Here is a 20,733-nt window from a genome sequence, read left to right on the forward strand (position 1 = left end):
ATTTTTAGGAAAGAGGAAAATAATCATTGGAAACAGATATTGTGCCTGCGATGTGGAACTGGACAAATTGAGCATAAAAGAATAAAAATATACTTGATTTTTGCTGAAATATACACTTGAAAAGAAGATTAGGAAAATTTGGGCAAAAGATGCATAAGAATTTCTATATGTCCAATTTGTTTAATTTTTGAAATTATATAGCGCAAAATATTTTTTTCGTAGCAAATATTGGGCGTGGAGAGACAAAAATATTCCATATGCCAAATGAGCCAGGTGTAATAGAAGTATTGCCTAAACGGTTTTACTTCGTTAAATGATTTGTTTGAAGCAGCAGATATCGTCCAGCCTCCGGTTGCATGAAACCTTGCAGGAATGGTATGATAAATAAAAAGGAGAAAACTATGCTGACGATTTTTAACAGAAAAGAACTAATTGTTACCATGGATATCCATCGGCAGGCGGAGATCCGCGATGTTTTAGCTCAAAATGGTATTAATTATACTGTAAAAACAAAAAATCTGCAGAATTCTGGTGCCCTTGACAGCCAAAGAGGTCGTATTGGTAATATGGGGATCAATCAAGACTATTCATATGAATATAAAATCTATGTACATAAAAAAGACTATGAGACTGCACGGGGACTGATTAAGTAAGAAAAATTAAAAAATCGAGATTGATTGGACGGAGCAAAAGTTAATTTTCATACTGGAATGGTGAATGAAAGTGAACGTACTGTATATATGAGTGAAAGTGGGCTGATTGATATTATTGGCAGAGGTGCCGCAAAGAAGTATAAGCTGAAATAGTCCGGGGAGGAGCGAATGTCAGAAAAATATTACCTTCCTGTTTTGTATACGGAAGAGGAACGTAAGAAGTATGCAGAGTGGGGAATAAAAAAAGAAAGATTTCTAATGCCGTTTGCTGTTATTACGATCATCGTAGATCTGATTGTGATAATTGAAACGGGTGTAGTGCTTTTTAAGATCAGGGAAAGAGAGCCATATTTTTCAGCATTTTTATCAACATATGGAGGGCTGATCAATGACATTGCATATGGTGTGGCGATAGTACTTACTGCATTACTTATAAAACCATTAGACATGATATTGGATATGGTTTATAAAAAACCGCAGGAACCTCAAATGCTTTGTCTGACACCAACAGAAACCGGTGTCCGTTATATGCTTAGCCGGGGAGTATATGTACTGTCCTCAGGAACCCTGAACTGGAACGATTGGGAGAGTGCGGTATCAGAGGAGACAAATGAAATACATATTGGGGATGTGATTTATCGAATTGGTTTCAATATGATTGAATCCATTTATCCCAAAAACAAACAGCATGCGTGGATGGACAGACCGGAAGAAAAAGTAGAAAATTCGATTCATTTAAAAACCATATCCAGAAATTTTCGTGGATATCTGTTGTCATTGGAAGAAAAAAAGAAGGAAGTGGAATGGTATGATAAATAAAAAGGAGGCTATGCGTATGTTATTTCTTGAATATCCCAAATGCTCCACCTGCCAGAAGGCCAAAAAATGGTTGGATGAGTATCAGATTTCCTATGAAGACCGCCACATTGTGGAGAACAATCCGACGTTTGAGGAGTTAAAGGACTGGTATGAACGGAGCGGTTTGCCGTTGAAGAAATTCTTCAATACCAGCGGAATGCTCTACAAAGAAATGAAGCTGAAGGACAAGCTGCCGGAAATGAGTGAGGAGGAGCAGTTAAAACTGCTGGCGACCAATGGCATGCTGGTAAAACGTCCTCTGATCGTGGACGGTGACCGGGGGCTGACCGGATTTAAGATGGCAGAGTGGGAAACTCTCTTATGAATGTAGCGCAGGCGAGGCGTCTTCTTTCCGTCACGGAGGAAGACGATCTTCATTCCCTGAAGAAGAAATACCGGCAGCTTATGAATACCTGTCATCCGGATGCGCTGGGGTCAGAAGAGCCGGAGCATATCCGGCGTGCGCAGGAGATTAATGAAGCTTATCAGCTGCTGAAAAATCATCCCCATGCATTTGATTCGATGTGGAAGCCACAGGGAAAGACCCGTCCAGAGCGGAAGCGGCCCACATGGGCAGGAGTGGTCAATGAACAAGCCTTTTGTGAGCGAAATGCGTATCTTTATTACACCATGGAGACAGAGGAAGGACATCCCTATTACTGTGCCGCCAGAGGAAAATACCTGTGGGAGCCGAAGGAAGAGGATTTTCAGTTGTTTCTCATCAGCATCCATGAAGTGGTGAAAGAACTCATGGAACATACGGATAAAACGATGGCGGTGAGAAGTCGTCTGTTCCAGTATCTGGCGGAGCAGTTTATTGAGCCGGTGAAGGTGTTGCAAAAGATAGCGAAGCCGGTACGGCTTGACCAGGAAGGACGGGAAATCTACCGGTTCCGGGCGTATCTGAAAGAAGACCGGCAACATCCGCTGCGAGAGAAAATGCTTCTGTATCCGAAAGCATTTCAAGGAAGCAGGATTCTGGTACAGGATAAAAACGGAATGGAGTATGGACATCTCTCCTTCGAGGATGACCGTATTTATTTCTGCATCATTCCCTTATTAAAAGAAAAACTGGCGAGGGTGAAGATGGAAGTCCGCGACGGAAAAGTGATCTTTTATTTTCGTTTGGAAAAAGAGGCGGAACAGTACCGGATTCCCGACAGGAATCTGGAGATTGCAAAACTGCTTACAAAAGATTAAGGCCGTGAAGCGGGGGGCGAAGGCCATTGTCCGGCCTCCGGTTGCGTGAAAACCTGCAGGAATGGTATGATGAAAAAAATGATGTGTCACGGAGGTGAACCATGAATTTGACACTTGATAAGAAGAAATATATCTGCATAGTGATCTGGCTTTTGATAGGACTTCTTTCCTTTACGGTGCTGGGGAAATATGCATCTGCACCGGAGTCCCATCAGGCGACCATTGCATCCCTCGATGAGAAGAAGGCGACGGTGCTGAAACTGACGGCGGCCACGACGGCCACATCTGCACTGATTACGTTACTGCCGGGAGACATTGGAACGCCTATTGCAGAGAAGGTAGCGGATTTGAGTGGCTATCTTTTGATCGTGTTGTGTGCGGTATTTCTGGAAAAGTATCTGGTGACGATTACCGGGTACGCGGCGTTTAAAATCTTTATTCCGGCGGCGGGTGTGCTGTTTGCGGCAAATATGATGGCGCGGAATCGGAGTGTTGACAAGCTGGCGCGGAGACTTTTGATCTTCGGTATCTGCATTTTTCTGGTAGTTCCGGCAAGTGTGAAGGTATCAGATCTTATCGAGACCACTTATCAGTCCCAGATCGATGCGACACTGGAGGACGCAAAGAGTACGCAGGAAATGCTGGAAAACAGCAGCGCCGCGCAGCAGGAGATGGAACAGGCGCAGCAGAGCACAGATCAGAATACAGTGCAGCAGGAAACAGGAATCTCCGGCATCTTTGACAAAGCAAAGGATGCCCTTTCCAGTGCGAAGGATTCGGTGACAACAGCGGTGGAAAATGTGACCATTTCTTCGGAAGAACTGGTACAGAAGGTGCAGAATTCCCTGAATCATTTTGTGGAAGCAGTGGCCGTGATGCTGATTACATCCTGTGTGATTCCTATTCTGGTACTTCTGGTATTTTTCTGGCTGATTAAAGTGTTGCTGGATGTGGATATTTCCGGTGAAAATCCCAAGTCCGGTGTACAACATTTAAATTCTAATACTTGATATGCAAATGGATATCTGTGAAGCTTGTAATCCGAGTATCAGCGGCTGGAAAATGAGCCAGGTGTAATGAAAGTTTTCGGTGGGAAGTTTACACCGACTGTATAAATTGTTCAATATAGTAAAGCGCTGCGCCAATTGCTGGGGTATACTGCCCATGAGTTCCCACAAGAATCTGCGTCGGATCCACTGTAAAAGGCGTGGAACTGTTGATCCGCTCGGCCAGTTTTGCAATGTCCTCTTCTGTAAAATACGGAGCCAGATAGCCACTGATAATGATGGGCGCATCAATGATCAGGTTCAGATTTTTCATGGCAAATGCCAGATGATTTAGGTAATCTTCCCAGATCTGCATTACCTGAGGAGAAGCCCCTTCTCTCAAAAGCGGGAAAAACTCTTTGATGGGAAGTCCGGCAGCCTGTTCCAGTGAATTGGCGGAGCAATAGGTTTCCAGACAGCCACGGTTTCCACAGTAACATAAGGGACCATCCGGATTGATACACATGTGCTCAATGGTTCCGCTGTGCATGGAACTTCCCTGATGAATCTGATGGTTGGCAATAACCGCACCGCCTAAGTTCCGGTTGAGCAGAAAAACCACTGCGCTGTCCAGTTCCGGGTGATTCCACAATTCCAGAGAAGCGGCGGATTTGGAATCGTGTTCCAGATGGCAGGGCCATGGAAGTCGGCTGGAAAAATCGGCCACATTCATACCGGTATTTCCCATAATGGTTCCATAAGTAACTGTGCTGTGGTCAGGAGAAGTGATTCCCTGAGTGGCAATGGAGATGCCCAGTATTTTGTCAGCATCATACTGCTGATTGGAAATAAAATTCTTGATTTCAGAAGCAACCTGTTCATAGTAAGCATCTGTATTTTCATAAGGAAGTGGAATGGTATCCATGCAAAGCGCATTTCCGTATAAATCCACAATTGTAATATGAAACATCTTTTTCAAAATACCGATTCCGATAGAAATCTTAAAGTCAGGAACAATCCGGATGGCATGTGCTTTTCTTCCGCCGGTGGATTCAAAATAATCGTTTCGTTCGATCAAACCCTCTTCTTCCAGCAGATTCAGATTCTGGCTGACAGTTGACAATCCCATCTGCAGATCCTGCACGATTTTCAATTTGGCAGATGCCTTTGCCTTATAAATATATTGATAGACCTTGGAACGGTTGATTTTCTTCAGACTAATCGTCGTTAATCCCTTTTCACTCATAGAATTAAATCTCCCCCTGATAACTTTATAAGTTAATGGTAAGTATTACGCTTTATTTCAGTATAGAACAGGAAGATGGTAAAAGTCCACAAAAATAGAAAATGAACATTGGTGTAATTGCCAGTAGACGAGTGATTGGCTAACATATATACTAGACTTACAGTTAAGATATAAACATAAGTATTGAGTGTAAGTAAAATAATGAAGGAGGAACAAACTATGAAGTTGACAATGGCGGGAATCAAAGATCGTGAGGCATGGGAAAAAGCGGGAATTCAGCTGCCGGGATATGATGTGGAAGAGGTTTCCGAAAAGGCGAGAAAAGCACCGCGCTGGGTACATTTCGGAATCGGCAATATTTTCCGTGTCTTTATCGGAGGAATTGCAGATGGTCTTCTGGAAGAAGGTGCTCTGGACAGGGGACTTACCTGTGTGGAGACCTTTGACTATGATGTAGCAGATAAGATTTATGCTCCGTATGATAATCTTGGATTGAGTGTAATTCTGCACGGAGATGGCACCAGAGATTATAAAGTGTTAGGCGCTCTGGCAGAGACGGTAAAAGCCCAGTCTTCCAATGAAAAGCAGTGGAACAGACTGAAAGAAATTTTTGCCGCCCCCTCTCTTCAGCTGGTTTCCTTTACCATTACAGAAAAGGGATATGCGCTGCAGAAAGCAGATGGAACCTGGTTCCCGTTTGTGGAAGCGGATATTAAGAATGGTCCAACAAAAGCCACGGGGGCTATGGCAGTTCTGACGGCTATGCTCTATGAACGGTATCAGGCAGGAAAATATCCGCTGGCACTGGTTTCCATGGACAACTGCTCCCAGAATGGAGCAAGGCTTCGTCAGTCCGTGCTGACCATGGCGGAAGAATGGAAAAAGGCAGGCTATGTGGATGATGGGTTCCTTGCTTATGTGAGTGATGAGAAAATAATCGCATTTCCGTGGACCATGATTGATAAAATCACTCCTCGTCCAAGCGAGCAGATTGCAGCAGATCTGGAAGCACTGGGAGTGGAAGATATGCAGCCGGTAATCACTGCGAAGAAGACTTACATTGCACCGTTTGTAAATGCGGAAAAACCGCAGTATCTGGTGATCGAAGACAGTTTCCCCAATGGACGTCCGGCATTGGAAAAAGGCTTTGGTGTTTACATGGCAGATCGTAAGACGGTCAATCTGGCAGAACGTATGAAGGTAACCGTCTGCCTGAATCCGGTTCATTCTGCCACCGGACCGCTGGGAGTTGCCCTTGGATATGAGTTATTTGCTCACATGCTCAATACAGATGCGGATATGATGAAGATGGCCCGGATGGTTGCTTATGATGAAGGACTTCCGGTGGTACAGGATCCAGGGATTCTCTCACCGCAGGCATTTGTAGATGAACTTTTTAATGACCGGTTCCCAAATGAATATCTGGGAGATACCAACCTTCGTCTGGCAGTCGATGTATCCCAGATGGTAGGAATCCGCTTTGGAGAGACGATCAAAGCATATGTGGAAAAATATGGAGATGCATCCAGACTGACAGCACTTCCGCTGGGAATTGCAGGATGGCTTCGTTATATGCTGGCAGTGGATGATGCCGGTAAGAAATACGAACTTGCACCTGACCCGATGAATGAAGAAATTCAGGAACAGTTAAAGGATATCGTGGTCGGTCAGCCGGAGACTTTTACAGATCAGCTGAGACCGATTCTTTCCAACGAGCGTCTGTTCTTTATCGATCTTTACAAAGCAGGAGTTGGTGAGAAGGTTGAAAATATGTTCCGTGAGATGATCGCGGGACCGGGAGCAATTAAGGCAACCATTCATAAATATGTGAACGCATAGATAACAGGGGGAAAGAAAATGACAGAACCGGTATTTGCAGCTGATCCGACGAGACTGCTGATTGCCGCGGCAGTGGGAATCATACTTTTATTACTGTTAATCATCAAATTTAAAATTCATCCGGTATTATCGCTGGTAATTTCCGCTCTGTTTATCGGACTTGGAGCAGGCATGCCGGTTCCGACGCTGGTGAGCACCGTGGAAAAAGGCGCAGGTGATACGCTGCAGGGAATTGTATTGCTGATCGGGCTTGGTTCTTTATTTGGAGGGATACTGGAGGTATCCGGAGGTGCGCAGTGCGTTGCTCAGACCTTAATTAACAAATTTGGCGAAAATAAGGCGGGGATTGCTCTTGGAATTACCGGACTGGTAGTGGGTACGACGGTTTTCTTTGAGGCAGGTGTTGTGATCCTGATTCCGCTGGCATTTGGCCTGGCAAAGAAAACGAAGAAATCAACCTTGTATTATGTGATTCCGCTGCTTGCTGGTCTGGCAACCGGATTTGCATTTATCCCGCCGTCGGCCGGTTCCGTGCTGGTTGCGAATATGCTGCATGTAGATCTTGGCATTATGATTGCAGTAGGTGTCCCGGTTGGAATCCTTTCCCTGCTTTTTGCCGGAATTTTATGGTCAAAATTTATTGGCTGCCGGATTAATCCGGGACTTCCTTCCAATATTCAGGAAGTAAGAGAGGAAGAGGAGGCAAATCTTCCATCCTTTGCCACAGTATTATGCATTATTCTGGTACCATTGATTTTGATTTTATGCAGTACGGTTTCTGTGTACATTCCGGGAATTGATGCAGTTCGTCCGGTCCTGGAATTTCTGGGAACACCTTTTGTGGCACTGATTATCGCGGTACTTCTGGCAATGTATTTTCTGGGTACCAGACAGGGATATGACGGAGAACAGTTAAAGAAGATTCTGGACCGGTCATTGCGTCCTACAGGACAGATCCTGCTGGTTATCACAGGGGGCGGAATTATCCGCTGGGTATTGCAGGACTGTGGAATGGGAAATATCATCGGACCGGCGCTGGAGAAAAGCGGACTCCCGCTGGTGCTGGTAGCATTTCTCATTGCAGCACTGATTCGCGCATCCGTCGGGGCAGCAGTGGTAGCAATGACCATGGCGGCCGGTATTATGACGGCAATGCCGGGAGTTGCAGAATTGTCACCCATGTATCTGGCGGCAATGGTCTGTGCAATCAACGGTGGTGCAACGGCATTCAGCCATGTCAATGATTCCGGATTCTGGCTGGTAGGCTCCCTGTTGGAGATGGATGAAAAGATGACATTGAAGTCCTGGACCATGATGGAGACGATTGTTGGAATTACAGGACTGGTCTGTGGAGTTGTGATCAGCCTGTTTGCATAGTAGGAGGTTAGTCGATGATCGCAAAAGTAGTACTGGGAACAATGCAGAATGCGAGAAAGCTGGTAAGCATTGCAGAGTCTATTCCCTATGATGTGGAATTGAGCAGCGGGCGTTATGTGGTCGATGCCAAATCCATGCTGGGCGTATTGAGCATGCCAGATTTTGGTGGCGGTGAGTTGCATGTACATACAGACAACGAAGAAGAATGTGACAGGATTTTATTTCAGCTTCTGGAGGCAGGACTGCTTGTGGATACCAGTGATTCTGTCAGCAGATCTATTTATGATATTACTGTATTTGGAGAAATTCTCATTGATTTTACTTCCCAGGGGTTCAATGAAGACGGGCAGATGCTCTATGCCAGAAATCCTGGCGGTGCTCCGGCAAATGTAGCCGTGGCAGCGGGAAGACTGGGAGCGCATACTGCATTCCTGGGAAAAGCCGGAAATGATATGCATGGAAAATTTTTAAAATCCGTATTGGAAGAGGAAAAGGTCGACACATCCGGACTGATTCTGGATGATCAGTATTTTACAACACTGGCTTTTGTGGAAGTGAATGAAAATGGAGAGCGTACCTTTTCTTTTGCCCGAAAACCGGGAGCCGATACACAGATCCAGAAAGAAGAAATCGAGATTGATGTCCTTGATAAGACCAGTATTTTTCACATCGGTTCTCTTTCTCTGACTGCACAGCCGGCACGGGATACGACACTTTACGCAGTAAAGAGGGCACGAAAAAAAGGAAGTATCATTTCCTATGATCCCAACTACCGGGCATCCTTGTGGCCGGATGAAAAAATGGCAAGACAGCAGATGAGAAGTCTGATCCCCTATGTGGATCTTATGAAAATCTCTGATGAGGAAACAGAACTTCTGACGGATGAAAAAGAAGTAGAAAAAGCAGCAGAGACACTGTATCGACAGGGAGTAAAGATCGTTGCCGTGACCCTTGGCAGAGAAGGTGCATACATTTATAGCAAAGACGGCGGATGTGTGGTTCCTGGATTTGAAGTGACACAGATCGGAGATACAAATGGAGCAGGAGATTCTTTCTGGGGAGGATTTCTGTATCAGATTATTGTTTCCGGGAAACGTCTGGAAGAACTGACGAAAGATGACCTTGTGAAATTCGCCCGGTTCGGAAATGCGGTGGCCAGCCTCTGCGTGGAAAAGAAAGGCGCCATTCCGGCAATGCCGACATTGGAACAAGTTAAGAAAAGGCTGTAGGTAAAAAGCTGTAAAACTTCATTGATTGAGGTTTTGCAGCTTTTATTGTATAATCAGGTACATGATGAATGAAACCATAGGAATGCTTCAGGAATTACTGGAGCAGAATCAGTTTGAACTGCTGATACCAGAAGAGCCGGATGCGAAAGATATCCGTCTCGTTTACCTGATGAATGATGCAGCAGAGAGTTTTCTCATTTTCAGAAATGCATGCATGACAGGAACCTACAAAAGTGAATATGAAGGTGAGCTGGAATTTTCCTTAAGCCATGATGAGAAGCGGGAGGAGTACATTCTCTCTGTCTGGCAGGGAGACAGTGTAGTGACGATCCTGTTTCCGAGACTGGAACTGGAAGTCCATCTGTACAATTATGGCGGGATCGCGCATTTCTGGGTGCCGGGATATGAATATTTACGGCAGCTGGAATACCGGATCGCCATCCTGCGGGATAAACTGGATTATCTGGGAGAAGAATACTGTACGCCTGGGGAGCAAAAGCTTGCCATGCTGACAGATTTCCCACCGCTTAATTACTGCTGTTACCCGGCGGTCCCGGCGAAATACATTGTGCCCATCGACGATCCGTGGTCACCGTCTCTGGAAGCGCTGGAAGTGATGGAGGAGCTGGCGGAAGAGGCAGGAGATCAGAGTTTTCAAAAGATCTTGAAAGCATACAGGCACTTTCCGGTGCGGCCATTCAGCCGCTGGATTGGAAGACAGCTGAGAAGAAAGAAGCATGCACCCCTTGTAGATCTTCTGACCGACCGTATCTGTGAAGAAACGAAGAAATATCCGTGTCGGTCATATGGCGGGACAGCAGACCGGGAGATTGGAGAACTTCTTAAAAAAGCAGAATCCAGAAAAACAGAGCTGCTGGAGAAAAGAAAAGCCAGAAGGATTGAAGTGATGAGGGAAGAACCTTTTACCACGGCGAAAGACAGTCTGGGATTTCAGGTATGGGTGATGATCTATCAGGATGGAGTCCTGAACCGCAGAGTCACCATGGAAAAGATAGAAGGATAAGAGAAAGGAGGCATACTATTTATGCCTTGTACTACGATTTTAGTTGGAAAAAATGCGTCTTATGATGGTTCTACCATGATTGCGAGAAATGATGATTCCGCTTCCGGACATTTCACGCCGAAGAAATTTGTGGTGGTTCATCCGGAGGAACAGCCGCGGACTTATCGCTCGGAATTATCCCATGTGGAGATTGGACTTCCGGACAACCCTATGCGCTACACGTCAATGCCGAATGCCCTTAAAGGAGAAGGGGTCTGGGCAGCCAGCGGTGTCAATGAGGCTCATGTGGCCATGACAGCGACAGAGACCATCACATCCAATCCGCGGGTGCTCGGTGCAGACCCGCTGGTGGAGTACCAGCCGGCAGAAAACGGTGAGCAGGAGATTCCGGGAGGAATCGGTGAAGAGGATATTGTATATATCGTGCTTCCGTATATCCATAGTGCCAGAGAAGGTGTGCTCAGACTGGGAAGCCTGCTTGAGCAGTATGGAACCTATGAGATGAATGGTATCGCTTTTCAGGATCAGAATGAGATCTGGTGGCTGGAGACTATCGGCGGCCATCACTGGATGGCAAGAAAAGTGCCGGATGATGTTTATGTGGTCATGCCGAACCAGCTGGGCATGGATGCTTTTGACCTGGAAGATGCATTCGGTGAGCAGAAAGAGCATCTATGTTCACCGGACCTAAGAGAGTTTATTGCAAAATATCATCTGGACCTTTCACAGGACGGTGTGTTGAATCCGAGAGATGCATTTGGAAGCCATGATGATGCGGACCACGTCTACAATACTCCACGTGCCTGGTTTATGGAGCGTTATCTGAATCCGAATACCTGTATCTGGGATGGACCGGATGCAGATTACACGCCGGTCTCCGATGATCTGCCATGGTGTATGGTGCCGGAGAAGAAGATCACTGTGGAGGATGTAAAATACGTACTCTCCTCCCATTTTCAGGGAACACCCTATGATCCTTATGCTGCCTATGGAGAGAAGGGCATGAAAGGTGCTTACCGCTCCATCGGTATTAACCGGAACGATTTCCTGTCGGTGATCCAGATGCGTCCAGAGCAGAAGAAAGATCACAGTACCATTGAATGGGTGGCATTTGCTTCCAACGCCTTTAATGTACTTGCTCCGTTTTATGCAGATGTGGAGGAGACTCCGGAATATCTGTCCAACACGACAGCAGAAGTGTCTACAGATAATTACTACTGGTGCAGCCGTATGATTGCAGCTATGGCAGACGCTTCCTACCGGACTTCCGTATTTCATATTGAACGGTATCAGGAGAGTGTCATGGCCAAAGGGCATGCGCTGATCAACAGGTATGATGCGCTGCTTGAGCAGGAATCCGATCCGGAGAAGCAGATGAAACTGAAAGTGGAAGCAAACAGAAAAGTTGCACAGATGCTGAAGAAAGAGACAGCGTCTACGCTTGATAAGGTATTGTATGAGCTGAGCAATCAGATGAAGAACGCGTATTCCAGATCAGACGCTTAGACAAAAAAGAGAGGATTTATATGGATAATGAAAAAGATTTCAGAGAAATAGATGAAAACGGGGTGGAGCTTTCCGATGTGAAGGAGACGGAGATTCATGAGGAACATCCGGTAGACGAATACGAAGATGTCTGCTTTATCTGCCACCGTCCGGAGAGCAAGGCAGGAAAAATGATTCATCTGACACCGGAGATTCATATCTGCGCGGAGTGTATGCAGCGGACCATGGATATGATGAATAACGGAAATGTGGATTACAATAAGATGGATTTTTCACGGATGCCAAATATCAGCATGATCAATCTGTCTGATCTGCAGAATATGATTCCGAAACGGCAGAAAGTGAAAAAGAAAAACCCGGAAAAGGAAGCAGAAGCGCAGAAGATGTTTGATATTCATGCCATTCCGGCACCCCATAAGATCAAGGCAAGTCTTGATGAATATGTGGTAGGTCAGGAGAAGGCAAAGAAAGTGATCTCCGTTGCGGTATATAATCATTACAAACGTGTGGCAGCAGGCTCCGATGCGGACGGCATCGAGATTGAGAAATCCAACATGCTGATGATTGGACCGACCGGAAGCGGCAAGACCTATCTGGTAAAGACACTGGCGAGACTCCTGGACGTGCCGCTGGCCATCGCGGATGCAACTTCACTGACGGAAGCAGGTTATATCGGAGACGATATCGAGAGCGTGCTCTCCAAGCTTCTGGCAGCTGCGGACAATGATGTGGAGAAAGCAGAGCGCGGCATTGTCTTCATCGATGAGATTGACAAGATTGCCAAGAAGAAAAATACCAATCAGAGAGATGTCAGCGGAGAATCCGTACAGCAGGGACTTTTGAAACTGCTGGAAGGAGCAGACGTGGAAGTACCGGTGGGAGCCAACAGCAAGAATGCCATGGTACCGCTGGAGACCATGAATACGAAGAACATTCTGTTTATCTGTGGCGGCGCGTTCCCGGATCTGGAGGAGATTATCAAAGAGCGGCTGAACAAGCAGTCCTCCATCGGATTCCGTGCAGATCTGAAGGACAAGTATGACAATGATAAAAATCTGATCCGCCAGGTGACAGTAGAAGATCTGCGTAATTTTGGAATGATTCCGGAGTTTCTGGGTCGTCTGCCGGTTATCTATACGCTGGATGCACTTAGCGAGGAGATGATGGTGAAGATTTTGAAAGAGCCGAAGAATGCGATTCTCAAGCAGTATCAGAAGCTGCTGGCGCTGGATGAGGTGAAGCTGGAATTCACGGATGATGCCCTGACTGCCATCGCGAGAAAAGCCATGGAGAAGGATACCGGAGCCAGAGCATTGCGTGCGATCATAGAAGATTTCATGCTGGATATCATGTATGAAATTCCGAAGGACGACAATATCGGCCGGGTAACGATTACGGCAGATTACATTAACCACAAGGGTGGACCGCTGATTACCATGCGGGGTGTGCCTGCACTGGAAGGAGAGTAAGGCGTTATGAGACTTCTGTTTGTACAGCTGGCGCTGGCACTGTTCCAGATCGATCTGGCAGTGAAGCATGAGATGGATGAGCAGCCGGACGGACAGCCGGAACAATTGCTCCCGGGCGGCGTTGTAGGGTTGAAAAAACTTCATAATCATGGAACAGCAGGCGGAAAATATGTGGGACATATGCCGGAGATCATTCGCATCAGCGGTGCGGTGACCATTGCCTGCATTGGATTTATGATCCGATCCCTCGTAAAACCGGAGGGACTGACGAAGAGAACCGGCTGGGCATTTCTGACAGGAGGTGCGCTTTCCAATCTTTATGACCGCTGTAGAAAGGGTTATGTAGTGGACTATATCCGGTTTCATACTCCGTGGAAACGGCTGAATGATCTGGTATTCAATCTGGCTGATTTCTTTATTATGATCGGAGCTGTTCTGGTCAGTATTGGAAGAGAAAAATAAACACCATAAGAAAATGGCTGCCTTAAGGGGCAGCCTTTTCTGCTTTGGCAAGAGCTGTTTTGATGGCGCTCACCAGCATAAGAGAAGTGTACTGGCTGTCTTCTGAATAAGAAAGATTTTCCAGAGACTGCGTCTCGCAGATCTGTGCTGAAAGAGCATCCAGCGCCGGTTCCATGAGAGGATACATGGCAGCTACGGATTCGCTGAGCTGCCGGAACCGGATGGAGGAAATATAATCCTGATCTACCGTGATGGCAATTTCCACCGGATTTCCGCCAAGCATCAGGGATGTGGTGTAGATCCCGGCGGTATAGGGGGACGGGGACTCTTCAGAGGTCTGTGCAGTCTGATCCGGTGAAAACATGAAGATCAGAAGGAGAAGAAAGAAGATGCCGAGGACGACAAATACTGCCGTATAGATCAGTTCTTTCATATGAAATACCCAGATTCTGGTTTTGGCACTCATGGAAGGCAGCTTCCTTTCGGTCAGAGGGTCTTTTGCTATACTCTATGAGGGACATTTTCGATTTATGAATCTGATTTCTTTGTGAATTATGTCAAATTTCCTCTTTCTTTTTTTGCTATTTTGCATTAATATATAACGTAGGTATTTAGTATCTGCAAAATTTCTGAGGTGTTTTGCGGATATTTTTTAGGGGAGTTTGCACAAACATATTTTCGTAAAGGAGAGGAGAACTATGATTTCAAACCAGATACTCCAGAACACAATTGATGGACTGAAGGGAATTACCAGGATTGATTTGTGCGTGCTGGACATGGAGGGGCAGGTCCTGGCGTCCACAGAAAAGCAGCCGGAAAGCTTGGGGGCAGAAGTTGCGGCTTTTATCACATCACCTGCAGACAGCCAGGTTGTTCATGGCTATCAGTTTTTTAAAGTATTTGATGAGAACCAGCTGGAATACATCCTGCTGGCAAAAGGATCCAATGATGATGTGTACATGGTTGGAAAGATGGCGGCATTTCAGCTGGGCAGCCTTCTGACCGCATATAAAGAGCGGTTTGACAAAGATAACTTTATCAAGAACCTGCTTCTTGATAATCTGCTTCTGGTAGATATTTACAACCGCGCGAAGAAACTTCATATTGCGACGGAAGTACGGCGTGTGGTATTTATTATTGAGAGCAGCCGGGAGAGAGTGAATACGGCACTTGATAATGTGCGTAATCAGTGTGGATCCAAATCTAAAGATTTCATCACAGCAGTGGATGAGAAAAATGTGATTGTGGTAAAGGAACTGGCACCCGGCGAAGGATACGACGAGATGTATAAAGCGGCACAGGATATGAAGGAAGCCGCAAGTATTGACGGTGAGGATGTGCATGTGGCACTCGGTACAATCGTCGGCGAGATCAAGGAAGTATCCAGATCCTACAAAGAGGCGAGGATGGCACTCGACGTAGGAAAGATTTTCTTTGATGACAGAGATATCATCGCCTATAGTTCTCTTGGAATCGGACGTCTGATCTATCAGCTGCCCATTCCGCTTTGTAAAATGTTTATCCGCGAGATCTTCGACGGAAGATCACCGGATGATTTTGATGAAGAGACTCTGACAACGATCAACAAGTTCTTTGAGAACAGCCTGAACGTGTCAGAAACCTCCAGACAGCTCTATATTCACAGAAATACGCTGGTATACCGGCTGGACAAACTTCAGAAGTCCACAGGTCTTGATATCCGCGTGTTTGAGGACGCCATCACATTCAAGATTGCGTTGATGGTAGTGAAGTACATGAAGTATATGGAGACTCTGGATTATTAATGCTTAAGTAATACTGGTATAGGAGGATTTCCATGATAACACTGGAAAATGTTGTGAAGTCATATCCCAATGGCGTTGGTGCCATTAACGGGATCAGCCTTCACATCGACAGAGGAGAGTTTGTGTTTATAGTCGGAGACAGCGGTTCCGGAAAATCTACGCTGATCAAGCTTCTGCTGAAGGAGCTGGAACCAACGGAAGGTACGATCCGCGTCAATGGCGTGCTGCTGAACCGTATGAAGAAACGTAATATCCCGAAGTACCGCCGAAAGATCGGCTGCGTATTCCAGGATTTCCGTCTTTTGAAGGATCGCAATGTCTATGAAAATGTGGCATTTGCCCAGCGTGTCATAGTGACTCCCACCAAGGAGATCAAGAAAAATGTTCCGGCCATGCTTTCCCTCGTCGGTCTGGCAGAGAAGTACAAGTCCTTCCCACGCCAGCTTTCCGGTGGTGAACAGCAGCGAGTGGCGCTTGCCAGAGCACTGGTGAACAGTCCGGACATTCTGCTGGCGGATGAGCCTACAGGTAACCTGGACCCGAAGACTTCCAGAGAGATTATGAAGCTTCTGGAGGAGATCAATGCCCGCGGTACAACAGTTCTGGTGGTAACACATGATCAGGATATTGTAAATACATTGAAGAAACGAGTGATTCGTATGCAGAAGGGAATCATTACGGGAGACGAGAAAGAAAGCGGGTACATCGGATGAGATTCAGTACAATAGGATATTGTTTTCAGCAGGGATTTAAGAATATATGGAGAAATAAACTGTTCTCCCTTGCATCCATGGCGACCATGTCAGCATGTATTTTCATGTTCGGCATCTTCTTCTGCATTGTGCAGAACTTTCAGCATTTCGTAAAATCGGCAGAGGAAGGCGTTGCCATTACCGTTCTCTTTGACGAGGGAACGACGGAAGATCAGATCATGGCCATCGGACAGGATCTGACGAAGCGCGCCGGGGTCTCGGAAGTCGTCTATGTATCAGCGGATGAGGCATGGAAGAGCTATCAGAAACAGTATTTTCAGGGAAATGAAGAGCTGGCAGACGCATTTGTCAATGATAACCCATTGGCCAACAGCGCCAACCTGGAGATCTACATGAAGGATATTTCATTGCAGGACGATCTGGTAACCTATATCGAGTCCATTGACGGAGTGAGAAAAGTGAATCGTTCCGATCAGGTAGCGGATATGCTGAGTGGATTTAACCGTCTGATAAGTTATGTGTCCGTGGCAATTATCGGACTGCTTCTGGCAGTTTCCGTATTCTTGATCAGCAATACGGTGGCGACCGGTATTGCTGTCAGAAAAGAAGAGATTGCGATTATGCGTCTGATCGGAGCGAAGAATTCCTTTATCAAGGCACCGTTCCTGATCGAAGGCGTTATCATTGGATTGGTGGGAGCAGCGCTTCCGCTGGCGGTTCTTTATTACCTGTACCATAAGATTGTACTGTACGTTGCAGCAGAATTTAACATGCTGACCAGCGTCATGAAATTCCTTCCGGTGAACGAGCTGTTCAGCACATTGTTGCCGGTAGGTATGCTTCTTGGTGTGGGTATTGGTTTCTTTGGCAGTGTATTCACCAGTCAGCGGCACCTGAAAGTATAAAGGAGACGACAGCATGAAACGGCGCCTGATCAGTGCGGCCCTGATATTTGCACTTGTTCTGGTTCTTCCGGGCATTGGCACGCGGGCAAATCCGGGAGATTCCGGAAATGAGGAAGAAGCGGAAGAGGATTCAGACACCGATGCGTTGGAACAGAAACGAAAAGATACTCTGAAGCAGATTGAGTCTATTAAATCGGATATCAGTACCGTGGAAAATCAGATCAAGGATCTGAAACAGAATAAAAGTAATCTTCAGGCTTATATCAGCAAGCTGGACAAGGAAGTGAATACGCTGGCTTCCCAGATTAAAAATCTGCAGACCCAGATTAAAAGCAGCGAAGCGCAGATCAGTGATAAAAAAGATGAGATCGAAGCCAGCACAGCGGAGCTTGCAAAAGCGGAAGAAGAGATGGATGAGCAGTATTCTATGATGAAGAAGCGCATCCAGTATATGTATGAGAACGGCGGGCAGTCCTGGTTTGAACTGCTGCTGGAGTCGGAAAGCTTTCCGGATCTGGTAAACCGGATAGAGTATGCATCGGAGATGACCGGCTATGACCGGGATATGATGCAGCAGCTCAAAGAGGCGAGAGATGTGGTAGAAGAACAGAAAAACGCACTTGAGCAGGAAAAGCAGGAACTGGAAGACGCTAAGAAAGATCTGCAGACCATGCTGTCGAAAGTACAGGAACAGCAGACTGCCATTAATAAGGCAATGGCTGCAAAGACACAGGAAATTGCAGACTATCAGAGTCAGATTAATACGGCAGCCGGACAGCAGGATGCCTATGAGGACCAGCTGGATGAGCAGGAGAAGCTGCTTGCCCAGGTGGAAAATCAGATCGCAGCTGCAGCTGCGGCGAAAGCTGCGGCAGATGATGGAGACGGAGGAAGCTCCGGATTCATGTGGCCATGTCCGGCCAGTCACCGAATTACCAGCGGGTTCGGAAATCGAACAGCACCGGTGAAAGGAGCATCCACTTATCATAAGGGAATTGATATTGGAGCATCCAGTGGTTCAGCCATTGTAGCAGCGTCTTCAGGACGTGTGACGACAGCAACCTACAGCAGTTCGGCCGGAAATTATGTGGTCATATCCCATGGCGGCGGCATCTCTACCGTGTATATGCATGCATCGGCACTCTATGTGTCGGAGGAGATACCGTATCAGCGGGTGATACGATAGCGGCAGTTGGATCCACCGGATTTTCGACAGGACCGCATCTTCACTTTGGAGTGATTGTAAATGGCAGTTATGTGAATCCATCCGGGTACGTAAACTGATATAGAAGGCAATAAAAGGAGATACAGCAATGGAAGAGAACCGGAAACATCATTCCTTCAGAAAGGGACTTATCTGCGGAGTGCTGATCAGTGTGCTGACAGTCTCTGTCTGCGGCTGCGGTGCTGCCTGGATGCTTGGTCATCTGGGATTTACAGCACTCACTTCCGGAGGTAATGCGGAAGAGCAGGCGAAGATCTCCACCAAGATGCAGGAACTGCAGAGTTATATCGACCGGTTTTATCTGTTTGATTATGACGAAGAGAATGTGGAGAGCGGCATCTATAAGGGCATGATGGCCGGACTTGGTGATGTGTATACCAACTATTATACGCCGGAAGAATATGCAAGCTTTATGGAGTCTTCCAACGGAAGCTACAGCGGAATCGGTGCCATGTTAAGCCAGGATTACAATACTGGAATTATCACGGTTGTGAAAGTCTTTGAAGGATCACCTGCTGCGGAGGCAGGGGTACAGCCGGATGATATTCTGTATAAAGTAAAAGGGGAAGAAGTAACGGGAATGGATCTGAATCTGGTTGTATCGGATCTAAAAGGTGAAGAGGGGACCGATGTGGAGGCAAGTTTCATGAGAGGCACGGATGTGCTGGATCTGACACTGACGCGCCGGAGCATTGAAGTTCCTACGGTGGAGTACCGGCTGATTACAGACAAGATCGGTTATATCAGTATCAGTGAATTCGATGATGTGACGGATGACCAGTTCATTGCAGCCCTTGATGATCTGAACTCTCAGGGTATGGAAAATCTGATCATTGACCTTCGGGATAACGGAGGCGGCCTGGTGGATGTGACCTGCGATATTCTTGATCAGCTTCTTCCGGAAGGCTTGATTGTCTACACGGAAGACAAAGATGGCAACCGTGAGGAAGAGACTTCCGATGCGGAACACTACTTCCCGGGTAAGATGGCGGTGCTGGTCAATGGAAACAGTGCCAGTGCTTCGGAGATTTTTGCAGGAGCCATCAAGGATTACGGAGTGGGAACTCTGATCGGAACCCAGACCTTTGGTAAAGGCATCGTGCAGAGTCTGTTTCCGCTAAGCGATGGATCTGCGATCAAGGTCACCGTTTCCCGATATTATACGCCGGCAGGCAATAATATCCACGAAGTGGGCATTACGCCGGATATTATTCTGGAAAAGGATACGGAGAGCGAAGAAGACAATCAGCTGCAGAAAGCCATTGACGTATTAAAAGAATAAGAAAAAGAGACTCCCTGTTTACCGGGATTTCCGGTAAACAGGGAGTTTTTGTGTAACATATTAAAGATATTTTTTGATCCAGCGGACTGTTTCCGTAAGAAGGATTTCTGATGGCTTCCGGTCGCGGGTCAGGACATTATAGATATGATCCGCATGGGGGATCAGGATGAGTTCACTTCCTGGATGGGAAGAGGTACGGCGGATTTCCTCTGCGTGGAAAGACGGAACCAGCTGGTCCTGTTCGCCGCCGATTGCGAGGAGCGGTCCTTTGTAGTTTCGAAGCTCTGATAGAGGTGTGGAAGCCTGAATCTCTTCAAACCACTGTCTGGAAAGTTTTAAGTCCTCGCGCCAGTCCATGGGAATCCGGGCGTAGCCATTCTCTACAGCTTCCGGATAATAGTACTGATACCAGTTTTCAAAAATTCCGGCATGCTCCTGACATGCACCGGACCAGCTGACAGCGCAGTGGAGTTTCGGGATCTTATCAAGAACCGCTGCCATGATCCGCGCACCCTGGCTGAAGCCTAAGATTCCGACCCGATTCTGGTCAGAACGTTTAAATTGGCACATGGCATGATAGATACAGCAGGTGTCTTCGATTTCTCCGGAAAATGTGAGCACTTCTTCTTTCTCCCGGCTTTCTCCACAGCCGGCATAATCAAAGCGGATAGAGGCGATTCCTTGTTCTGCCAGGCGGTTCGCCAGCTGCACAAACAAATTGCCGACTTCATCTTTATGTGAGGCGGTCCCATGGCAGAGTATCATCACCGGAAAGGGTCCTGTTCCGTCCGGACAAACCCATACAGCCGGAATCTCATGATTGCCGTTTCTGATTCCAATTCTTCCGATCATATATGTCATCCTTTCTGTATCGTCACTGATTTTCTAACCACATTTTACCATATCTGCCGGAGAGCGAATGAGTTTTTTATCGACAATAATTTTCGTTTAAAAATCCCCTTTATTTGAAAGTGT

Annotated in this window: 21 protein-coding genes; 18 read left to right on the forward strand and 3 right to left on the reverse strand. The window is 46.6% G+C overall.

Annotated elements, in window-relative coordinates:
- Positions 1–401: 401 nt before the first annotated feature.
- From LKD36_RS08570 to LKD36_RS08590, 5 genes are all read left to right on the forward strand, one after another.
- Positions 402–653 (forward strand): hypothetical protein, encoded by a 252-nt coding sequence (locus LKD36_RS08570; RefSeq protein ID WP_308459352.1) that lies wholly within the window; start codon positions 402–404, stop codon positions 651–653.
- Positions 654–821: 168 nt separating this feature from the next.
- Positions 822–1,472, forward strand: a complete 651-nt coding sequence (locus tag LKD36_RS08575) for a hypothetical protein (protein ID WP_308459353.1) — start codon at positions 822–824, stop codon at positions 1,470–1,472.
- A gap of 16 nt (positions 1,473–1,488) precedes the next feature.
- Complete coding sequence (locus tag LKD36_RS08580; protein ID WP_308459354.1) at positions 1,489–1,836, forward strand: arsenate reductase family protein; 348 nt, start codon at positions 1,489–1,491, stop codon at positions 1,834–1,836.
- Complete coding sequence (locus LKD36_RS08585; RefSeq protein WP_308459355.1) at positions 1,833–2,711, forward strand: J domain-containing protein; 879 nt, start codon at positions 1,833–1,835, stop codon at positions 2,709–2,711. Before LKD36_RS08580 ends, LKD36_RS08585 begins: the two co-directional genes overlap by 4 nt.
- 101 nt (positions 2,712–2,812) lie before the next feature.
- Entirely contained in the window at positions 2,813–3,721 is a 909-nt protein-coding gene (locus tag LKD36_RS08590; protein WP_308459356.1) for a hypothetical protein, read from the forward strand.
- A gap of 88 nt (positions 3,722–3,809) precedes the next feature.
- Here the strand turns inward: LKD36_RS08590 and LKD36_RS08595 are convergent, their stop codons facing one another.
- Positions 3,810–4,943 (reverse strand): ROK family transcriptional regulator, encoded by a 1,134-nt coding sequence (locus LKD36_RS08595; RefSeq protein WP_308459357.1) that lies wholly within the window; start codon positions 4,941–4,943, stop codon positions 3,810–3,812.
- 219 nt (positions 4,944–5,162) lie between these two features.
- Between LKD36_RS08595 and LKD36_RS08600 the strand changes: the two genes are divergently transcribed.
- The 7 genes from LKD36_RS08600 (at position 5,163) to LKD36_RS08630 (ending at position 13,849) form a co-directional block, all read left to right on the forward strand.
- Complete coding sequence (locus tag LKD36_RS08600; RefSeq protein WP_308459358.1) at positions 5,163–6,782, forward strand: mannitol dehydrogenase family protein; 1,620 nt, start codon at positions 5,163–5,165, stop codon at positions 6,780–6,782.
- A gap of 18 nt (positions 6,783–6,800) precedes the next feature.
- A complete protein-coding gene (locus LKD36_RS08605; RefSeq protein WP_308459359.1) occupies positions 6,801–8,159 on the forward strand; it encodes a GntP family permease in 1,359 nt (452 codons plus the stop codon).
- 14 nt (positions 8,160–8,173) lie between these two features.
- Positions 8,174–9,388 (forward strand): PfkB family carbohydrate kinase, encoded by a 1,215-nt coding sequence (locus LKD36_RS08610; protein WP_308459360.1) that lies wholly within the window; start codon positions 8,174–8,176, stop codon positions 9,386–9,388.
- Between the two features lie 64 nt (positions 9,389–9,452).
- A complete protein-coding gene (locus tag LKD36_RS08615; RefSeq protein ID WP_308459361.1) occupies positions 9,453–10,412 on the forward strand; it encodes a DUF3878 family protein in 960 nt (319 codons plus the stop codon).
- A gap of 21 nt (positions 10,413–10,433) precedes the next feature.
- Positions 10,434–11,918 carry a C69 family dipeptidase gene (locus tag LKD36_RS08620; protein WP_308459362.1) on the forward strand — a complete coding sequence of 495 codons (1,485 nt, stop codon included), beginning with the start codon at positions 10,434–10,436 and terminating at the stop codon, positions 11,916–11,918.
- A gap of 20 nt (positions 11,919–11,938) precedes the next feature.
- A complete protein-coding gene (gene clpX / locus LKD36_RS08625) occupies positions 11,939–13,387 on the forward strand; it encodes an ATP-dependent Clp protease ATP-binding subunit ClpX (RefSeq protein ID WP_118771023.1) in 1,449 nt (482 codons plus the stop codon).
- Between the two features lie 6 nt (positions 13,388–13,393).
- Positions 13,394–13,849, forward strand: a complete 456-nt coding sequence (locus tag LKD36_RS08630; protein ID WP_308459363.1) for a signal peptidase II — start codon at positions 13,394–13,396, stop codon at positions 13,847–13,849.
- A gap of 22 nt (positions 13,850–13,871) precedes the next feature.
- Here LKD36_RS08630 and LKD36_RS08635 read toward each other — a convergent pair whose 3' ends face one another.
- The gene (locus LKD36_RS08635) at positions 13,872–14,315 is read right to left on the reverse strand and encodes a hypothetical protein (protein WP_118771021.1); all 444 of its coding nucleotides are present in this window, start codon (positions 14,313–14,315) and stop codon (positions 13,872–13,874) included.
- A gap of 232 nt (positions 14,316–14,547) precedes the next feature.
- Between LKD36_RS08635 and LKD36_RS08640 the strand changes: the two genes are divergently transcribed.
- The 6 genes from LKD36_RS08640 to LKD36_RS08660 are packed head-to-tail and all read left to right on the forward strand — an operon-like array spanning position 14,548 to position 19,758.
- Positions 14,548–15,633 (forward strand): PucR family transcriptional regulator, encoded by a 1,086-nt coding sequence (locus LKD36_RS08640; RefSeq protein ID WP_118771020.1) that lies wholly within the window; start codon positions 14,548–14,550, stop codon positions 15,631–15,633.
- A gap of 32 nt (positions 15,634–15,665) precedes the next feature.
- The gene (ftsE, locus tag LKD36_RS08645; RefSeq protein WP_118771019.1) at positions 15,666–16,346 is read left to right on the forward strand and encodes a cell division ATP-binding protein FtsE; all 681 of its coding nucleotides are present in this window, start codon (positions 15,666–15,668) and stop codon (positions 16,344–16,346) included.
- On the forward strand, positions 16,343–17,251 hold the full coding sequence (ftsX, locus tag LKD36_RS08650; RefSeq protein ID WP_118771018.1) for a permease-like cell division protein FtsX: 909 nt from the start codon (positions 16,343–16,345) through the stop codon (positions 17,249–17,251). Before ftsE ends, ftsX begins: the two co-directional genes overlap by 4 nt.
- A 13-nt stretch (positions 17,252–17,264) precedes the next feature.
- Positions 17,265–18,437 (forward strand): murein hydrolase activator EnvC family protein, encoded by a 1,173-nt coding sequence (locus LKD36_RS08655; protein ID WP_308459364.1) that lies wholly within the window; start codon positions 17,265–17,267, stop codon positions 18,435–18,437.
- Positions 18,386–18,535 (forward strand): M23 family metallopeptidase, encoded by a 150-nt coding sequence (locus LKD36_RS17670; RefSeq protein ID WP_408610917.1) that lies wholly within the window; start codon positions 18,386–18,388, stop codon positions 18,533–18,535. The genes LKD36_RS08655 and LKD36_RS17670 overlap by 52 nt, the downstream gene beginning before the upstream one ends.
- A gap of 29 nt (positions 18,536–18,564) precedes the next feature.
- Positions 18,565–19,758 carry a S41 family peptidase gene (locus tag LKD36_RS08660; protein ID WP_118771017.1) on the forward strand — a complete coding sequence of 398 codons (1,194 nt, stop codon included), beginning with the start codon at positions 18,565–18,567 and terminating at the stop codon, positions 19,756–19,758.
- 60 nt (positions 19,759–19,818) lie between these two features.
- On the opposite strand, the gene LKD36_RS08665 is transcribed toward LKD36_RS08660, so the two are convergent.
- The gene (locus tag LKD36_RS08665; protein WP_308459365.1) at positions 19,819–20,619 is read right to left on the reverse strand and encodes an alpha/beta hydrolase family protein; all 801 of its coding nucleotides are present in this window, start codon (positions 20,617–20,619) and stop codon (positions 19,819–19,821) included.
- Between the last annotated feature and the right edge of the window lie 114 nt (positions 20,620–20,733).

The sequence above is a fragment of the Hominiventricola filiformis genome, from assembly GCF_020686965.1.
Taxonomy (GTDB): Bacteria; Bacillota; Clostridia; order Lachnospirales; family Lachnospiraceae; genus Hominiventricola; species Hominiventricola filiformis.

Excerpts from the sequence above, each read along its gene's own strand:
- LKD36_RS08570 (WP_308459352.1), top strand. The coding sequence starts at position 402 with ATGCTGACGATTTTTAACAGAAAAGAACTAATTGTTACCATGGATATC.
- LKD36_RS08575 (WP_308459353.1), top strand. The coding sequence starts at position 822 with ATGTCAGAAAAATATTACCTTCCTGTTTTGTATACGGAAGAGGAACGT.
- LKD36_RS08580 (WP_308459354.1), top strand. The coding sequence starts at position 1,489 with ATGTTATTTCTTGAATATCCCAAATGCTCCACCTGCCAGAAGGCCAAA.
- LKD36_RS08585 (WP_308459355.1), top strand. The coding sequence starts at position 1,833 with ATGAATGTAGCGCAGGCGAGGCGTCTTCTTTCCGTCACGGAGGAAGAC.
- LKD36_RS08590 (WP_308459356.1), top strand. The coding sequence starts at position 2,813 with ATGAATTTGACACTTGATAAGAAGAAATATATCTGCATAGTGATCTGG.
- LKD36_RS08595 (WP_308459357.1), bottom strand. The coding sequence starts at position 4,943 with ATGAGTGAAAAGGGATTAACGACGATTAGTCTGAAGAAAATCAACCGT.
- LKD36_RS08600 (WP_308459358.1), top strand. The coding sequence starts at position 5,163 with ATGAAGTTGACAATGGCGGGAATCAAAGATCGTGAGGCATGGGAAAAA.
- LKD36_RS08605 (WP_308459359.1), top strand. The coding sequence starts at position 6,801 with ATGACAGAACCGGTATTTGCAGCTGATCCGACGAGACTGCTGATTGCC.
- LKD36_RS08610 (WP_308459360.1), top strand. The coding sequence starts at position 8,174 with ATGATCGCAAAAGTAGTACTGGGAACAATGCAGAATGCGAGAAAGCTG.
- LKD36_RS08615 (WP_308459361.1), top strand. The coding sequence starts at position 9,453 with ATGAATGAAACCATAGGAATGCTTCAGGAATTACTGGAGCAGAATCAG.
- LKD36_RS08620 (WP_308459362.1), top strand. The coding sequence starts at position 10,434 with ATGCCTTGTACTACGATTTTAGTTGGAAAAAATGCGTCTTATGATGGT.
- clpX (WP_118771023.1), top strand. The coding sequence starts at position 11,939 with ATGGATAATGAAAAAGATTTCAGAGAAATAGATGAAAACGGGGTGGAG.
- LKD36_RS08630 (WP_308459363.1), top strand. The coding sequence starts at position 13,394 with ATGAGACTTCTGTTTGTACAGCTGGCGCTGGCACTGTTCCAGATCGAT.
- LKD36_RS08635 (WP_118771021.1), bottom strand. The coding sequence starts at position 14,315 with ATGAGTGCCAAAACCAGAATCTGGGTATTTCATATGAAAGAACTGATC.
- LKD36_RS08640 (WP_118771020.1), top strand. The coding sequence starts at position 14,548 with ATGATTTCAAACCAGATACTCCAGAACACAATTGATGGACTGAAGGGA.
- ftsE (WP_118771019.1), top strand. The coding sequence starts at position 15,666 with ATGATAACACTGGAAAATGTTGTGAAGTCATATCCCAATGGCGTTGGT.
- ftsX (WP_118771018.1), top strand. The coding sequence starts at position 16,343 with ATGAGATTCAGTACAATAGGATATTGTTTTCAGCAGGGATTTAAGAAT.
- LKD36_RS08655 (WP_308459364.1), top strand. The coding sequence starts at position 17,265 with ATGAAACGGCGCCTGATCAGTGCGGCCCTGATATTTGCACTTGTTCTG.
- LKD36_RS08660 (WP_118771017.1), top strand. The coding sequence starts at position 18,565 with ATGGAAGAGAACCGGAAACATCATTCCTTCAGAAAGGGACTTATCTGC.
- LKD36_RS08665 (WP_308459365.1), bottom strand. The coding sequence starts at position 20,619 with ATGACATATATGATCGGAAGAATTGGAATCAGAAACGGCAATCATGAG.